Source organism: Paenibacillus sp. 01T424 (assembly GCF_056398745.1).
The window spans coordinates 1-17,234 of the sequence record NZ_JBFTPZ010000036.1 but is presented as its reverse complement, the minus strand read 5'-3'; the positions used below and the strand labels follow the sequence as shown (position 1 = coordinate 17,234).

The following is a 17,234-nucleotide window of genomic DNA, read 5'->3' as shown; positions in this document are numbered from 1 at the left end:
GTTGAAGAAGGAGCTTACATATGAAAAGAAAAATAAAGTGGGGAATAATCGGTATTATTATTATTGGGATAAGTTTTGGACTATACAAAATAGGCAATCCTCCTAGGCAAACAGAATTCGTTTCTGATTCTCAGCCAATAACATTCCAAGTGACGAACGAAACGATTGCCAACACGGTTGAAGTAAAGGGAAAATCATTGTATGAGCAGGAAACACTCATCTATGCACCTTATGGCTCCGAGGTTAAACAGTGGGCGGTAGAAGACGGGCAGCAGGTGAAAAAGGGTGATATATTGTTTAACCTGGATCAGACGGCCGTGCAAAACGATATTTTGCAAATGGAGGCAGTTCTGCGAAAGGGTAAGCTTGAGGCTGAGTTAAACGATTACCTCAATCAATTGAATGACGAATCAGCGGCGATGGAGTCAACGGAAGAAGCACGAAAAAAAGTGCTCGTTGAAAGAGAAATCGCACGGTTATCCAAGGATGTTAATGAAGTAACAGCGAGCATTCAAGCCAAGGAGCTGCAGCAAAAGAAAAAAATGCTTAATGAATCCAGCTTTCGTTCACCAGCAACGGGAATCTTTTTATTCGATAATCCTAACAAACGGCCACAGGCATTGACCGTTAATGAGTATGTCGGCAAAGTCGTTGACTTGAACAAATTGCAATTTATCGCCTTAGTTGGCGAACAGGATGTGTTTCGAATTAAAGCGGGCATGCCAGTCAAGGTGAAGATGAATGCGATGAAAGAGCTGAACCTTTCAGGCAAAGTGCTTAAAGTTTCTAAATTCGCAAAAACCGGAACGGATCAAAATAATTTAAATCAAGCCGCACAATTTGAAGTCGTAATCGTGCTTGAGCCTAACGAGTATTTGATTGCCGGCCTTAGCCTCAGCGGTGCTATTGAAACTGAACGCAAAGAAAATGCAATTTCAGTGCCATCGATTGCGATTATTCGCGAGAAAGATAAACATTTCGTGATGCTCGATACAGGCAACGGTCAATATGAGCGTAAAGAAATAAAGATTGGCCTCGAAACGCCAGAACAAACAGAAGTGCTTGAAGGATTGAAGCCAGGCGATCAAGTTGTTTTGCAATAACGAATGCTGCTGTCTGTCGTTACTTTATTCGAGATGAGCTCTGTTGCCTTGACAACTGATTGGTGGAAATGTAAAAGTAGAGAGTAGAGTTTTTTTCATCATGAGAGGAGTAGAGCATGTAATGGAATTCGATAAAATTATAGAACGTATTAACGAGCTGGCTCGTAAAAATAAATCGGAAGGTTTATCCGATGAGGAAACGGTTGAGAGAGAAGAGCTTCGCAAGCAATACTTGACTGTTTTCAAAAGCAATTTCCGTCAACAGCTTGATAAGATCGAAATCGTTGATGACAAAGATAATGTTAAGCACTAATGAATGTATTGTGTAATCATTTAATATCCAAGATGGGGTGATTAGATGAATTTCAAACTATTAGGCAAAAGTGGACTAGCTGTTTCTGAGCTTTGTTTAGGCACCATGACATTCGGCAATACGACAAGTGAGGAAGATTCGATCGAGATGATCGATCGTTTTGTTGATCGTGGAGGCAATTTTCTCGATACGGCCGACGTTTATGTGAGCGGTCGTTCCGAGGAAATCGTCGGCAAAGCGATTAAAAACAAACGATCTGACATCGTTCTTGCTACAAAAGTGCGTATGACAACATCCAGCAATATTAACGGTGTAGGCTTATCTCGCAAACATATTATGGACGGTGTAGAAGCTAGTCTTAAGCGGCTTCAGACTGATTATATCGATCTGTATCAAGTGCATGTATGGGATCATGCGACTCCAATAGAGGAAACGCTGCGCACACTGGATGACCTCGTTACTTCTGGTAAAGTTCGTTACATAGGATGTTCCAATTTTTTTGCTTGGCAGCTGATGAAATCACTAGCGTATAGCGATGCTAGCAGATATGTGCGTTTTGTATCGATTCAGCCTCAATACAGCTTAGTGAGCAGGCAGATGGATCGTGAAATGCTGTCGCTTTGTTTAGAAGAGAAAGTCGGAATTATTCCTTGGGCCCCGATTGGCGGCGGTTTTCTAACGGGACGCTATACAAGGGAAGAGCCAAAGGAAGGACGTCTAACTTCCAAAGTAGGCGAGAGCGCGTGGAATCTGCGGTCTAATGATAAAAACTTTGAAATTCTCGACGCATTGCTGGAAGCAGCGAAAGAGCTGGATAAATCACCTGCACAGGTAGCTTTAAGATGGCTCATTCAGCGAGAAGGCATTACTTCACCGATTTTTGGTGCCAGCAAGCTGGAGCAATTTGAAGATAATATTGGCGCCATCGGCTGGGAAATGCCAAGCGAGGTTTGGAACCGTTTGGAGCAAATAAGTGCGCTTCCGGAAGATTATCCTAATCGTTTTATTGAAAAGTTTCGCAGACCGTTTGAATAAGGTATTTAATTAGGAGGAGAATTTGTTTGTCACGTTCCTGGGAGCRCAAAGTGCGCAAAAATATGGATGTCGTAAATAAGCAGCGCAAGAAGCAAGGAAATGGTCAAATCGTTTTTAATGCAGAGAAATCAGAAAAAATCGTAGGACGCAACTTTATTGCGCCTATACTTTTGATTTTGTTTATCGGCATGTATGTCATTTTGATGTCCAGCTCCTCTACATTTAAAATGGATACGATGTTTTGGATTACGGTAGGATGCTACATTTTGCTTGCGGCTTTGTTCTTTTTCCGCAGACCGTATATTACGATCGGCAAAGACTACATTCAATCACGTCGTCTAACGGGAGACAAGCGTATTCCAGCAGCCTCGATCAAAGGCTTCAGCGTGCAAAAAGGTTATGTGGTCGTGGAGATGCAAAAAGGCGGAAACTGGGTGTTCTCAAAATTGACGAACCGTTTTCCAACCGATGAAATTGGCGAGAAGCTGAAATTATTTGCAAATGCTAATGGAATCGCTTTTCAGCAAAAATAAATAGGCAGGAGAGTTCGAACAACGATGGCTAAACAAGCAGTATTATTTGATCTGGATGACACATTGCTGTGGGATGACCGCAGCGTTAAGGAAGCTTTTGAAGCTACATGCCAAGCGGCAGCAGCAGAATGCGGGGTTGATCCGAGCGAGCTTGAAGAATCCGTTCGCCGTGAGGCAAGAGCTCTCTACGAATCCTATGAAACGTTCTCGTTCACCAAGATGATCGGGATCAATCCTTTCGAAGGACTCTGGGCACCGTTTCTTGAAGGTGAACAGGAGGAATTCCGCAAGCTTGAGTCACTTGCTCCGGGTTATCGGAAAGCAGCTTGGACACAAGGCTTGAAAGCACTTGGTGTTGATAACGAGGAGCTAGGTGCGAAGCTGGCTGAGCAATTCCCGGCTGAGCGCCGCTTGCGTCCTATCGTATATGAAGAAACATTCCGCGTTCTAGATGCACTCAAAGGAAAATACAAGCTGCTTTTGCTTACGAACGGCTCGCCTGATTTGCAGCGTGAGAAGCTTGCTGGCGTACCGGAACTTGTGCCATACTTCGATCATATTATAATCTCGGGTGAATTTGGTGAAGGAAAGCCGGCAGCATCGATATTCAAGCATGCGCTTGAGCGTCTTGGCGTAGAGACGGATCATGGGATCATGGTTGGAGATAAGCTGACAACGGATATTCTTGGCGCAAATACGATTGGTATGACATCAGTTTGGATTAACCGTCACGGTGTTGTTCGCAATGACGAGATTGTCCCATCACATGAAATTAAACATTTGGAAGAGCTTCTTCCTTTGCTTGAAGTGTAAACTTGCAACAAAAAAGCCCCTCGCGGACAGCATGTGCTGCTGAAGAGGGGCTTGCATTATTTTTGGTTTAATATTAGGCCTGATTAGCAGCGAACTTGTCGTCAGCAAACGGATGAGCGATCCAGCCCTCTGTTTCAATGAAGAGACGAACGGCAACGATTTGACGATTATCCATTAGCGTGAAGAAATGCGGTTTGTATTCCGGTACGGAAATGACATCGCCAGCTTCAAGCTCAACGTCGAAATAACCAACATCATCAGTACCTTTTATAATAAAGATGCCGCGTCCTGCTGTAATCGCACGAACTTCATCTTCTGTATGCGTGTGTACATTTTCAAACTTTTTGAGCAGTTCGTCTAAGTTAGGCGTAGCATCGGACAATGCGATAATATCCCAAGTTTGATATCCACGACGCTTTGCCAAATCTTTAATTTCTTCGTCATATGTCGCTAAAATTTGCTGCTTCTCTTCATCGGAGAGAACGAATTTTTGCTGTAAATCTTCTGCTAGCTTGCTTGGATTCCAATGCTCGTAAAGCACCTCTTGCTGTTCTAGAAATGCACGAACAGCTTCTTCCCCTTGAATCCGTTCTTCAGTATTGCGAATTCTAATTTCAGCCATGAACATTCCCTCTTTTCCTATAGAGATTAAATGATATAATGATTATAAAACAAATCAAATGGATTGTCGATGGATTACCTTTTCACCACACAGGTATTCTGATAAACTATGTGTTAATGATTTTTGGGAAGGGTGTAGTATTTTGTCAAAACCGACCATACAACAAATGCTTCAGGAGCGCATACTTATTTTGGACGGCGCAATGGGCACGATGATTCAACAAGCTGGATTAACTGAAGATGATTTTGGTGGAGCGGAGCTGGACGGTTGTAATGAAATACTCGTTCTGACACGTCCTGACGTTATACAGTCTATTCATGAGCAGTACCTAGAGGCTGGCGCAGATATTTTGGAAACCAATACATTTGGTGCGACAAGCGTTGTACTCGATGATTATGATATTCCTGAAAAAGCGAGAGAGATCAATCTAGCAGCTGCAAAGTTAGCGCGCGATGCATGTGATAAGTACAGCACGCCAGACAAGCCGCGTTACGTTGCAGGCGCGCTTGGACCAACGACCAAAACTTTATCCGTAACCGGAGGGGTAACTTTCGATGAGCTCGTCGAGAGCTATTATGAGCAAGCGCTTGCTTTAATCGAAGCTGATGTGGATGCATTATTGCTTGAAACCTCACAGGATACGCTTAATGTAAAAGCAGGCAGCATCGGTATTCGCAACGCCTTTGACAAACTTGGCAAAGAGCTGCCGATTATGATTTCAGGTACGATTGAGCCGATGGGAACGACGCTCGCTGGTCAAACCATCGAATCGTTCTACATTTCGTTAGAGCATTTGAAGCCGATCTCCATCGGGCTCAACTGTGCGACAGGCCCTGAGTTTATGCGTGATCACCTGCGGACACTGAGTGAAATCGCAAACGCTGCAATTAGCTGCTATCCAAATGCAGGCTTGCCGGATGAGAACGGGCATTATCACGAATCTCCAGAGTCGCTGGCTAAGAAGATGTCAGCATTCGCTGAACAGGGCTGGTTGAATATTGCCGGCGGCTGCTGCGGTACAACTCCTGACCATATACGAGTGATGGCTGAAACCATGGCGAAGTATGCTCCGCGCACGAAGATGGGCGAGCATCCAGATGCGGTTTCAGGTATTGAGACGGTATTTATTGAACCGGAAAATCGCCCGATTATGATCGGGGAACGAACAAACATATCCGGTTCGCGGAAGTTCAAACGTCTGCTTAAGGAAGAGAAGTTTGATGAGGCTTCTGAAATTGCACGTGCACAGGTGAAGGGCGGCGCCCATGTCATCGACATCAACTTGCAGGATACCGATATTGATGAAGCGTATGCGGTACATCAATTTTTGCCGCAAGTCGTAAAGAAAATAAAGGCACCGCTTATGCTGGATTCGACTTATGATCATATCATTGAGCTGGGTCTGAAATATTCGCAAGGTAAAGCGATTATTAACTCCATTAACTTGGAGGATGGAGAATCCAAGTTTGAGAAGATTTTGCCATTAATCCATCGTTATGGAGCAGCAGTTGTTATGATTCTAATCGATGAACGCGGTCAAGCGGTAACGCGTGAAGCGAAGATGGAAGTTGCGGAACGTTCCTACAATCTTCTAACTCAGAAATACAAGATGAATCCGGAAGATATTATTTTTGATCCAAATATGTTCCCAGTTGGTTCAGGTGATCCGCAATATATCGGTTCAGCTGTTGAGACGCTGGAAGGAATTCGGATGATCAAGGAGAAGTTCCCGCGTGCCAAAACGATCTTGGGTCTGAGCAACATTTCCTTCGGTTTGCCAGATGCGGGTAGGGAAGTACTCAACTCGGTGTACTTGTACCATGCGACAAAAGCAGGGCTAGATTATGCCATTGTTAATACAGAGAAGCTGGAGCGTTATGCTTCGATCCCTGATGAAGAGCGTCAACTGGCTGAAGAGCTAATTTACAACACGACGGACGAGTCGCTTGCTGCGTTCGTTGCCGCATTCCGTGACAAGAAGGTTGAGAAGAAAGAAAAGATTTCGAATCTATCGCTTGAGGAACGTTTAGGCTCCTACGTAGTCGAAGGTACAAAAGAGGGGCTTATCCCGGATCTGGATGAAGCGTTGAAGAAATATACAGCGATGGAAGTCATCAACGGGCCGCTAATGCGCGGTATGGAGGAAGTTGGCCGTTTGTTCAATGGCAATGAGCTCATCGTTGCAGAGGTGCTTCAAAGCGCTGAGGTGATGAAAGCTTCGGTAACTTACCTTGAATCATTTATGGAAAAAAATGAATCCTCCGTCAAAGGTAAAATTATTTTGGCTACCGTCAAAGGCGATGTTCATGACATCGGAAAAAACTTAGTCGAAATTATTTTATCAAACAACGGTTACAAAATAATAAATCTAGGCATTAAGGTGCCGCCTGAGCAATTAATTGAAGCTTATCGCAATGAGAAGGCTGATGCTATCGGTTTGTCTGGCTTGCTCGTTAAATCCGCACAGCAAATGGTTATTACGGCACAGGATTTGCGTACAGCCGGCATTGATGCACCGATTCTTGTTGGCGGCGCGGCGCTAACACGGAAATTTACGAAAACGAGAATTGGTCCAGAATATGATGGACTTGTTCTATACGCAAAGGATGCAATGGACGGTCTTGATATCGCCAACAAGCTGATGGACCCTGAGCATCGATCACGGCTTGAAGATGAAATGGCCGCTTTTAAAGCATCTGGCGGAGTATACGAAGAAGAGAAGAAACCTTTGCCACAATTGACGCGGGCTGTTCGTTCCAAAATTTCACCGGATGCGCCTGTATTTACGCCACCGGATTTGGATCGGCATATTCTGCGTGATGTACCGCTTCCTCATGTCATACCTTATGTCAACATGCAGATGCTGCTTGGTCATCACCTCGGACTAAAAGGCAATGTTGATCAATTATTGAAGGATGGCAATGAAAAAGCAGTGCAGCTTAAAGCAACCGTTGATGAAATATTGCAAAAAGGAACAACCGATGGCATTATAAAAACCCACGGTATGTACCGTTTCTTCCCAGCGCAGTCCTCAGGCAATGATATAATTATTTACAACCCAGTGGACCCGCGTCAGGAAATTAAGCGGTTTACGTTCCCTCGTCAACAGGTGGAGCCTTACCTATGCTTATCTGACTTCTTGAAATCAGTGGATAGCGGCGTTATGGATTATGTTGGTTTCCTAGTCGTAACCGCTGGACACGGCATTCGTGAAATTGCGAATGAATGGAAGGATAACGGCGATTATTTGCGCTCGCATGCACTTCAGTCCGTAGCTCTTGAGGTTGCAGAAGGAATGGCAGAGCGTGTCCACCATATTATGCGTGATATCTGTGGTTATCCAGATCCTGCGGAGATGACGATGAAGCAGCGTCATGGCGCTCGTTATCAAGGCATTCGTGTATCGTTCGGATACCCAGCATGTCCAAACCTTGAGGATCAGGAGCCATTGTTCGATTTGATGAGACCCCAAGATATTGGCGTCGAATTGACTGAAGGCTGCATGATGGAGCCAGAGGCATCCGTATCTGCAATGGTATTTGCTCATCCAGAAGCACAATATTTCAATGTTGAGAAACTATAGCGTATAATAACAAAGAGCCCTTGAGCGTTCGTAATGACGAGCTTAAGAGGGCTCTTCGTTTCAATTCCAGAAGTCGAAGCCGCAGGGCTAAGAGTGGGGTGGATAATAATATGAATATGTGGTTTTTGGGTACGGGCGCAGGAAGACCTTCGAAGTATCGCAATGTAACAGCCGTGGCGCTACAGCTTCCTGAGCCAACGTGCAGTTTACTGTTATTCGATGCTGGAGAGGCAACGCAGCATCAGCTTATGAGAACATCGCTTAAACTGAATAAGATTGAATACATATTTATTACACATCTGCACGGTGATCACATTTATGGGCTGCCTGGCTTGCTCAGCAGTCGCTCTTTCGATGGCGGAATCACACCTGTACAGCTTTTTGGTCCTGTTGGGATTAGGAGCTATATTGAGACAACCTTTGCGATTAGTGCTACGCAGCTCGATTATGAGCTCATTATCCATGAATTAACGGGAAATGAAGGTGTTGTTTTTGACGATAATCGATTTAAGGTTGAGGTAGCGCCGCTTGAGCATCGAGTGACTTGCTTCGGCTATCGCGTAACTGAACAAGATCAGCCCGGCAAGCTGCTCGTCCACAAGCTGAAGGAGTACGGGATTGAAGCAGGTCCGCTTTACGGGGCGTTAAAAAGAGGGCAGTCGGTTACATCTCCCAGCGGATTGCTCATTCACACTGAGGATGTTACCGGCCCTACTTATATCGGGAGAGTAATCACAGTGCTCGGAGATACGAAACCATGTGATAATGCTATAACCTTAGCGAAAGATGCTGATCTGCTCGTTCACGAAGCGACCTTCGCTGCGGGCATGGAAGAGAAAGCACATGAGTTTGGACATTGTACGACGGCGGARGCGGCAGAAACAGCTGTTAAAGCAAACGCCAAGCGGCTGGTGATGACCCATTTTAGCGGACGCTATAGCAATGAGGATCTTGTACAGCTTGAAGAAGAGGCTGGCGTACACTTCTCACCTGTCATAGCAGCAACAGATTTTCTACATATCGAAATAAAACGTGCGACTCATATAGAATAAAAAAAGCAAAAACGTGAGGATTTCCTCGCGTTTTTGCTTTATTTGTTATCTTTGCCAAAGTGAAAGGATAGAAATACTGAAGCTAATACGATGATGACAACAATACCGAAAAAAATAAACATTTGGTAAGGGTTTGGAATAAAAGACGAGACAATCATCAGCAATCCGCCAACCACATAAAATTTGGATGCTGCTCGATGTGTTTTGTTCCAAACGTCTTCACTGCCAAGCGTATTAACGGTTTTTATTCCAATATAGCTGTTTGGTTGAAAATGCGGCATATACAAGCCTGCCACTGTGAAAATAATACCAATGATCGTGATGATGACTTTGGTGATATCAATAATGAGTCCGTAACCAGATGCAATGGTAACACCGTGAAGCACGAGCAAGCTGATCAAGACAACATTTTGAACCGTGTGAAGATTAGGCTTTTGATTTTGGGAAGCATGTTTTTTTGGCAGGATGACAATTAGGATGACCATAAATGCTGGTAAAAGCAGCAAGGTAAATGCTTTATGCGCCAATCCATCGAATTCAATATTCATATCCCAGTAAATCGCCATTTGCTCGGGTAAATCGGGATAGGTTACGATGCTGGCAATTAAAGCAATGGCAACAATAATCCAAGAGAAGATACTTGCTTTCATTTCTCTACAATCCCTTCGGATTCGCTCTGTTGAAAGGAATTCATCCAGTCCATTAAGTCGTGGAAGACAGCTGTGTTAAGTGAATAATAAATATGCTGGCCTTGACGTTCATCGGATACAAGCTCTGCTTGCTTTAACAGGCTAAGATGATGAGAGATGCTGGGCTTAGTCATTTGAAAATGGTCGGCTATTTCTCCAGCAGTTAAGTCACGTTCTCGCAATAGTTCTAAAATTTTTCTGCGAGTAGGGTCAGATAGTGCCTTAAAGGCTAAATTGATTGACATGTAAGCTGTCCTTTCCAGCTGACTTTTGAAGTCGTTAGATATTTAAACAACCATCTAATTGTAATATAAATTTACTATATTGGTTTTTGTTTCGTGTGTCAATTTGATAGGTGCGATGTCAACAAGTTTATGGCAAGCAAACAGTTTTACTTTGGCTCTGTATATCCAGAACTAAAGACTAGTAAAGGGAACAGATATTCGCTAATATATAGGGTATAGTGAGGTGCTAAGAAATGATAAAAAAGAAATCACTTTCAGAAATGATCCGAAATTTACGAGCCAATGAAAATATTATAAATTGGACTGAAATAGAGCCTCAAGAGGCAAAAACAAAACCTCTGCCAGAAAGTGTTGATCCAAGAATTAAATCGGCTTTCGCAAAAAGAGGAATAGAGCATTTATATACACACCAGCACTCAGCCTACGAAACGATACGTAAAGGTGAAAATATAGTCGCTGTAACTCCGACCGCTTCTGGAAAAACGCTTTGTTATAACCTTCCAGTGTTACAAGCGATAGCGGAAGACGACGGCAGTCGAGCTTTATATTTATTCCCAACGAAAGCTCTTGCACAAGATCAAAAAAGTGAATTAACTGAAATGATAAACGAAATGGGAATTGATATTAAAAGCTTTACCTATGACGGCGATACTTCGCCTGCTATTCGAACGATTGTAAGAAATGTAGGACATATCGTCATCACGAACCCCGATATGCTGCATTCCGCTATCCTTCCACATCATACAAAATGGGTAAGTTTATTTAGCAATCTTAAATATATCGTTATTGACGAGCTTCATACGTATAGAGGCGTATTCGGAAGTCATGTAGCAAATGTCATTCGAAGGCTCAAACGAATATGCAAGTTTTATGGTAGCGATCCACTGTTTATTTGTACATCTGCCACAATTGCTAACCCTAAGGAACTAGCAGAACAATTGACAGGGAATCCTATGCGATTAATTGATGATAACGGCGCACCAAGAGGGCGGAAACATTTTGTTTTTTATAACCCGCCCATTGTAAATAAGCCGCTCAATATTCGAAAAAGTTCTACTGTAGAGGTTAATCAATTAGCGAAGGAATTTTTGACGAACAAAATACAGACGATTGTTTTTGCTCGCAGCCGGGTAAGAGTAGAAATTATTTTGAGCCATATTCAGGAATTGGTTAAAAATGAAATCGGCACAAAATCCATACGAGGCTACCGTGGCGGCTACTTGCCAAATCAAAGACGAGAAATTGAAAGAGGATTAAGAAACGGCGAAATAATAGGCGTGGTCAGCACAAATGCTTTAGAACTAGGTGTAGACATTGGACAGCTGCAGGTCTGTATTATGACAGGTTATCCAGGGAGCGTTGCAAGTACATGGCAGCAAGCTGGACGAGCTGGAAGACGACATGGGGAAGCACTTGTACTAATGGTAGCTAGCAATACGCCTATTGACCAGTATATTGTGCAAAATCCCGAATATTTCTTTGATCGATCCCCGGAATCCGCTAGAATCAATCCGGAAAACTTACTCATTCTAGTTGATCACGTTCGTTGTGCCGCCTATGAGCTGCCTTTTAAAAAGGGAGAACAATTCGGTTCAATAGAAATAGTAGACATATTGGAGTATCTGGTAGAAGAACGGGTACTCACTCAAGCAGCTGATACGTTTTATTGGGCTAATCTGGCTTTCCCAGCTAGTGAAGTAAGTCTGCGTTCTGCCGCACAGGAAAATGTAGTTATCATCGACCAATCAGAAACAGCGAACGTGAAAATCATAGGGGAAATGGACCGTTTTAGCGCTATGACTCTTTTGCACGATGAAGCCATTTATTTACATGAAGGTGTACAATTCCAAGTAGAAAAGCTGGATTGGGAGCATAAGAAGGCTTATGTTCGAAAAGTCGATGTAGAGTATTATACAGACGCGAATCTGGCGGTAAAACTTAAAGTATTAGCAGAGGATAGGATAGAGAGCAAGCGAACTTCATCCATAATATATGGAGATGTTGTAGTAAATTTTCTCGCAACACTTTTTAAGAAAATTCGATTAACGAGTTTTGAAAATATTGGATACGGCCAAGTAAATCTACCGGAAGATGAATTGCATACCAGCGCGACCTGGATAGAATTGAAAGAGGTAGACCCAGCGATTGAAACAAAAACGCTAGAACAGCTGCTTCTTGGAATAGCGAATGTGCTTAGGCATATTGTACCTATTCATGTAATGTGTGACCGAAATGATATTCATGTCGTTTCACAAATCAGGGCTGAGCATACGCAGCTTCCTACGATTTTCATATATGACCATTACCCTGGGGGCATTGGACTAGCAGAGGACGTATATAAACGATTTGATGAAGTAAAAGAAGCTGCAATAAAATTAATCCGAAAATGTCCATGCGAAGATGGTTGTCCGTCTTGTATTGGCACTGAAATATATGGAATTCATGCAAAACAAACAAGCTTAGATCTGTTGAGGTCATTATGATTATGAAGGATTATATTGGCAAGTACGAAATACAGTTCGCTCATCGCGCTCCGCTTGGACCGATTCATGAGATTGGTGTGTCAAAGCAAACATGTTATCTTCTTAATGAAGCGGAGGGCAAACGATGAGCTTATTACGCGATAAAATGAATCGTTTGCGGGGAAACATCCGTGAGGAAGAGAAACAGCCAGCGGCGGTGGTTCCTGCCACTGAAGAGAAGATGGTACAACAGCCGGAAAATAATGAAGAATGGCTTTCACCCGTGTGGGAGACCTTCGATGTCAAGCTGGTTACGAATGAAGTTGGAAGCTTTTTGCTCCGAAAAATCATTTATCCGTCAGATTATCGCCATGGTCATCATGCATTAGTAGAACTGCACGAGGCTGCACCTGCCTTATCAGCGTTTCATCCTGATTCTTTAACATCTGCGGAACAAATTATGTTTCTTGATTTGGAAACGACAGGTTTAGGCGTTGGAGCAGGGAACGTTCCTTTCATGGTTGGCATAGGCTATTTGTCAAAGGACCAATTTGTCATCGAGCAAGCGTTGATCAGGCATCCTGCTGAAGAGCGGGCAATGCTTCATTATTTGATGGGGAAGCTGAACGATTATACTTTTTTGTCCACCTACAACGGAAAAACCTTCGATTGGCCGCTCGTTCAAAATCGTTTTATTATGAATGGACTTGGCCAAAAAATGTGGGAGCCTCAGCATCTTGATTTCTTGCATCCTGCAAGATCGATATGGCGTAATACGCTCGTTTCGTGTAAATTGAGCCATGTTGAAGAAGAGCGGCTCGGTATTCACCGGGAGGATGACGTTCCAGGATCACTCGCTCCTCAGCTTTATTTTCAATTTCTGGCGAATGGAGATCCAGCACCGCTTGAGGGAGTTTTTCGCCATAACGAAATAGATATGTTATCCCTAGCTTGTCTAGCGATTCGATTTGGACATTTGTTAAACGGAACGATTAAGTTGTATATTCCGTTGCCCGATGAGCCTGAGGAGATGGTGCGCACAGGTCTTTGGCTAGAGCGTATGGGTAAAATGGAGCTTCCTGATCATTTATTCGATTTAGCCATGAAGGAAGAGAACTCAAAACCTTCTACACTAGTCATGCTTGCCGCGCGGGACAAGAAGGCTGGAAATTGGGATCGTGCTGTGTTATTGTGGCAGAAGGCTATTATTCATTCTTCTAATCATTTTGGATCTGCTGCCCATGAAGCAAGCATTGAGCTTGCCATGTATTATGAGCATAAGATCAAAGATTTTGAGTCAGCTTTAGGATATGCGAATGCAGCTTTTGAACGTGCGCTGAATCATTCGCAGCTCATTCGGCCCGATGCCAAAAAAAGAGCGGAGCTCGATGCTTTGCGTAATCGAATAGCAAGGCTGCGCCGCAAATCAACCAAACATGTTCATTAAGAAGCTACTTTTTAAAATAGGATAAAAGCGTAAACAGACAGCTGCAGCTCAACTATATAGCTTATCTTTCAACGGAAAACGTAAGCTTGACCACTATAGTGGCGACTGCCGTTTACCCTTGGGAGGAAAACAACGATGACAACGGGACTGCCTGCCATGCGCGGCTTATTAATTGATCTTGACGGAACGTTATATCACGGTACTCATCAAATTGCTGGTGCAGCTGAACTCATCACTTATTTGAGAGAGATTAAGCTTCCATATCGCTTTGTTACAAACAACTCCTCTTCTACACCCGATGAGGTAGCTGAAAGGCTAATGAAAATGGGTATTCCAGCTGCTGCTGAAGAGGTATGCACGTCCGCGCAAGCGGCTTCTGAGCATATCGCTTCGATGAAGCCAGGTGCATCCGTATTTGTCGTTGGTGAAGCTGGACTAAAACAGGCTGTCCAAGAAGCAGACTTAATTCTCACAGAGGAACAACCGGATTTTGTTTTACAAGGAATTGACCGTTCGTTCACTTACGAGCGATTAACAAAGGCCGTTCGGTATATTCACAGTGGGGCTGAATTCGTTATGACAAATCCTGATTTGCTGCTGCCATCCAGTGATGGACTCATTCCGGGAGCAGGCTCTATAGGAGCTATGTTGAAGGCAGCGGGCGGCAAAGAACCTGTACTCATTGGCAAACCATCATCCATTCTTATGAGCTATTCATTAAGATCGATTGGCTTAAGCGCTGATGAAACATGGGTAGTAGGCGACAATTTGGCAACAGACATCGCTTTTGGAGCAGCTGCTGGCTGCGGTACGATTCTTGTGCTGACCGGGCTTACTACAGCGCAAAATATCGAGTATTATATGGAGCAGGCAGGGTGTAAACCAACTGTCATTTGCAATCATTTAGAAGAGCTTCGTTCTTATATATCTGATCATAGAGATTGTTAAGACTTATAACGAAGAAAATAGGAAGGAAGCGAGCTTTCATGCATGAATTGCCGGAACTGGAAAATTATCGGGCTTTATTGGCGGAGCAATTCGCTGGCGCCCAAATTACCGGTATCGAGATAACAAATGGTAAAGTTTTTCAAGCAAGTGAAGAACAAATTGAGCGTGACGTGGTTGGTAAAGTTGTATGGTTCGTTGAAAGAAGAGGTTTACATTTAGTTTTACACTTGGATAATGGAAAACGTCTATTGCTTCATTTGGGGCAAGGGGCTTATTTGTATAGAGGAAACGAGTCTGACAAACCTGATCGCAACGTTCAGATGAAACTGCTTTTCGGTGAAGCCGTATTGTATGGAGTCGGTTTGCGTGCGGATGATTTGCAGCTGTTGACTGTGAAGGAAGTCGAAGGGAAACTTGGACGCCTAGGACCAGATGCATTGGACAAAAGAGTGACATTGGATCGTTTCATTGCACTATTTGCCAAAAAACGTGTTGCAATCAGAACCGCTCTTAGCGACCAAAACGTGATTTCTGGAATTGGTGCTGCATATGCGGATGAGATTTGTTTTGCCGCAGCAATTCGCCCCGACACTAAAGTTCCAGTATTGGAAAACGAAGCATGGGAACGCCTATACGCAGAGATGCATAATGTACTGAAGGAAGCGATTTCACAAGGTGGAACGGGAGAGCATCCGTTCTTTGAGGGAGATAGCTTAACTGGAAAACATCGGAATCACTTTCAAGTCTTCGAGCGTGAGGGTCAACCATGTTCACGCTGTGGTGCTGTGATCGAGAAAATCGATGTATCTGGCCGCAAAGCGTATGCTTGTCCTGCTTGTCAACAAGATGAGGGATTAAGCGCGCTTTGAGTCTATCGGTTGAACGGGGGATTCATTTATGATTCATGTTTATTTAGACGATTATCGCACTTGTCCAAAAGGTTTTGTATTGGCAARCAACGCCGAAGAGTGCAAGCAGCTGATTGACCTTGAGGAAGTGGATATTTTATCGCTTGATTACGATCTAGGCTGGTCACAGCCGACTGGCTACGAAGTCGTGCGCCACATTGTTGAAACGGGTCGTTATCCAAGCCAAATATACTTACACACCTCAAGTGCCGCTGGTCGCATGCAAATGTACCATATGCTTTCAACGAATGCGCCGGCAGAGACCAAGCTGTTCAATGGTCCGATGCCGGAGGCTCTCATTAATAATATAGCTGGGCAATAAAATACACCCAGACCCTTTAAGGGTTTTTTACACCCAAACCCTCAAGGGCTTTTTAAACCCAGACCCTTTAAGGGCTACTACACCCAAACCCTCAAGGGCTTTCTAGACCCAGCCCCTTCAGGGCTACTACACCCAAACCCTTAAGGGTTTTTTAAAGTGAAATCTTTGAGGATTTTTAAAATTCCCGAACCTAAGAGATTTTCGAACCCACCCAAACCCTCCCTTCCAAGGGAGGGCCCCAAGGGTTGCACCCTCTGGACACCCGCAACTGGACTAACGTGGGAGCTTGATCGGCGCTTGAGAGTTAGGGTAGAGCATCGAACGCTTTCGTCCCTTTGGGACACGCTTTCACTAATGCGGGGGAACCCCAAGGTGGGTTCGAACCAACCTAAACCCTCGCTTCCAAGGGAGGGCCTTAGGGTTGCACCCTCTGGACACCCGCAACTGGACTAACGTAGGAGCCTGACCGGCGCTTATGAGTTAGGGTAGAGTATCGAACGCTTTCGTCCATTTGGGACACGCTTTCACTAATGAGGGGTAATTCCAATGGTTTTTCGAACCCACCCAAACCCTCCCTTCCAAGGGAGGGCCTTAGGGTTGCACCCTCTGGACACCCGCAACTGGACTAACGTCGAAGCTTGACCGGCGCTTGAGAGTTAGGGTAGAGCATCGAACGCTTTCGTCCCTTTGGGACACGCTTTCACTAATGCGGGGGGGAACCCCAAGGGCGTTTCGAACACACCCAAACTCTATATTTTTTAAGGACTTTGAAAGTTACGCTCTTTGGACACCTGCAGCTGGAATAACGTGGGAGCTTGATCGTCGCTTGCGAGTTAGGGTAGAGTATCTAACGCTTTTGTCCCTTTGGGACATGCTTTCACTGTGAGGCTTTCACCTTTTCTTAATAGATAGTCTCATTAGTTTGAATTATCAATTTGGATATTGTGTGAGCTGACCAGTTTTTATTTTTTCATGCAGTTTTATAAATAATATCAACTACATATTGTTAAGCCAGTTACACATAAGACTAATTTTTAGACTTATTTGGAGTAATTCGATTGGTTTGAGGGTAATAAGACTAGTTTTTAGTTCTATTTGTGCTCAATTTTACAATAAGCAGTAATAAAATTTATTTTTCTCTGGTTTAAGACTATATTCT

16 protein-coding genes are annotated in these 17,234 nt (G+C 43.8%); 13 read left to right on the top strand and 3 right to left on the bottom strand.

The window, feature by feature from the left end; genetic code table 11:
• Positions 1-20: 20 nt before the first annotated feature.
• From AC1DPK_RS24130 to AC1DPK_RS24110, 5 genes are all read left to right on the top strand, one after another.
• On the top strand, positions 21-1,103 hold the full coding sequence (locus tag AC1DPK_RS24130) for an efflux RND transporter periplasmic adaptor subunit (RefSeq protein WP_339202694.1): 1,083 nt from the start codon (positions 21-23) through the stop codon (positions 1,101-1,103).
• A gap of 121 nt (positions 1,104-1,224) precedes the next feature.
• The gene (locus AC1DPK_RS24125; RefSeq protein WP_076265812.1) at positions 1,225-1,416 is read left to right on the top strand and encodes a DUF896 domain-containing protein; all 192 of its coding nucleotides are present in this window, start codon (positions 1,225-1,227) and stop codon (positions 1,414-1,416) included.
• A 45-nt stretch (positions 1,417-1,461) separates the two neighbouring features.
• Positions 1,462-2,451 carry an aldo/keto reductase gene (locus AC1DPK_RS24120; RefSeq protein ID WP_441963228.1) on the top strand — a complete coding sequence of 330 codons (990 nt, stop codon included), beginning with the start codon at positions 1,462-1,464 and terminating at the stop codon, positions 2,449-2,451.
• Positions 2,452-2,477: 26 nt separating this feature from the next.
• The gene (locus AC1DPK_RS24115) at positions 2,478-2,984 is read left to right on the top strand and encodes a hypothetical protein (RefSeq protein ID WP_477511871.1); all 507 of its coding nucleotides are present in this window, start codon (positions 2,478-2,480) and stop codon (positions 2,982-2,984) included.
• A gap of 24 nt (positions 2,985-3,008) precedes the next feature.
• Positions 3,009-3,797 (top strand): HAD family hydrolase, encoded by a 789-nt coding sequence (locus tag AC1DPK_RS24110; protein ID WP_430058852.1) that lies wholly within the window; start codon positions 3,009-3,011, stop codon positions 3,795-3,797.
• Between the two features lie 73 nt (positions 3,798-3,870).
• Here the strand turns inward: AC1DPK_RS24110 and AC1DPK_RS24105 are convergent, their stop codons facing one another.
• Entirely contained in the window at positions 3,871-4,419 is a 549-nt protein-coding gene (locus AC1DPK_RS24105) for a 1,2-dihydroxy-3-keto-5-methylthiopentene dioxygenase (protein WP_477511870.1), read from the bottom strand.
• Between the two features lie 166 nt (positions 4,420-4,585).
• Here AC1DPK_RS24105 and metH point away from each other — a divergent pair, with 166 nt between their 5' ends.
• Positions 4,586-8,002 carry a methionine synthase gene (gene metH, locus AC1DPK_RS24100; RefSeq protein WP_430059337.1) on the top strand — a complete coding sequence of 1,139 codons (3,417 nt, stop codon included), beginning with the start codon at positions 4,586-4,588 and terminating at the stop codon, positions 8,000-8,002.
• A 110-nt stretch (positions 8,003-8,112) separates the two neighbouring features.
• On the top strand, positions 8,113-9,054 hold the full coding sequence (rnz, locus tag AC1DPK_RS24095; protein WP_477511869.1) for a ribonuclease Z: 942 nt from the start codon (positions 8,113-8,115) through the stop codon (positions 9,052-9,054).
• A gap of 38 nt (positions 9,055-9,092) precedes the next feature.
• Here rnz and AC1DPK_RS24090 read toward each other — a convergent pair whose 3' ends face one another.
• A complete protein-coding gene (locus AC1DPK_RS24090) occupies positions 9,093-9,704 on the bottom strand; it encodes an SdpI family protein (RefSeq protein ID WP_477511868.1) in 612 nt (203 codons plus the stop codon).
• Complete coding sequence (locus AC1DPK_RS24085) at positions 9,701-9,988, bottom strand: autorepressor SdpR family transcription factor (protein WP_339202685.1); 288 nt, start codon at positions 9,986-9,988, stop codon at positions 9,701-9,703. The genes AC1DPK_RS24090 and AC1DPK_RS24085 overlap by 4 nt, the downstream gene beginning before the upstream one ends.
• Positions 9,989-10,224: 236 nt before the next feature.
• Between AC1DPK_RS24085 and AC1DPK_RS24080 the strand changes: the two genes are divergently transcribed.
• The 6 genes from AC1DPK_RS24080 to AC1DPK_RS24055 all read left to right on the top strand — a co-directional run bounded on the left by AC1DPK_RS24080 (position 10,225) and on the right by AC1DPK_RS24055 (position 16,075).
• Entirely contained in the window at positions 10,225-12,471 is a 2,247-nt protein-coding gene (locus AC1DPK_RS24080; RefSeq protein WP_477511905.1) for a DEAD/DEAH box helicase, read from the top strand.
• A 2-nt stretch (positions 12,472-12,473) separates the two neighbouring features.
• Positions 12,474-12,599 carry a hypothetical protein gene (locus AC1DPK_RS24075; RefSeq protein WP_477511867.1) on the top strand — a complete coding sequence of 42 codons (126 nt, stop codon included), beginning with the start codon at positions 12,474-12,476 and terminating at the stop codon, positions 12,597-12,599.
• Positions 12,596-13,897, top strand: coding sequence for a ribonuclease H-like domain-containing protein (locus AC1DPK_RS24070; RefSeq protein ID WP_477511866.1), 1,302 nt, complete (start codon positions 12,596-12,598; stop codon positions 13,895-13,897). Before AC1DPK_RS24075 ends, AC1DPK_RS24070 begins: the two co-directional genes overlap by 4 nt.
• 135 nt (positions 13,898-14,032) lie before the next feature.
• Complete coding sequence (locus AC1DPK_RS24065; protein ID WP_441882468.1) at positions 14,033-14,845, top strand: TIGR01457 family HAD-type hydrolase; 813 nt, start codon at positions 14,033-14,035, stop codon at positions 14,843-14,845.
• A gap of 38 nt (positions 14,846-14,883) precedes the next feature.
• Positions 14,884-15,714, top strand: a complete 831-nt coding sequence (locus tag AC1DPK_RS24060) for an Fpg/Nei family DNA glycosylase (protein WP_477511865.1) — start codon at positions 14,884-14,886, stop codon at positions 15,712-15,714.
• A gap of 28 nt (positions 15,715-15,742) precedes the next feature.
• A complete protein-coding gene (locus AC1DPK_RS24055; protein WP_477511864.1) occupies positions 15,743-16,075 on the top strand; it encodes a cyclic-phosphate processing receiver domain-containing protein in 333 nt (110 codons plus the stop codon).
• Positions 16,076-17,234: the final 1,159 nt, after the last annotated feature.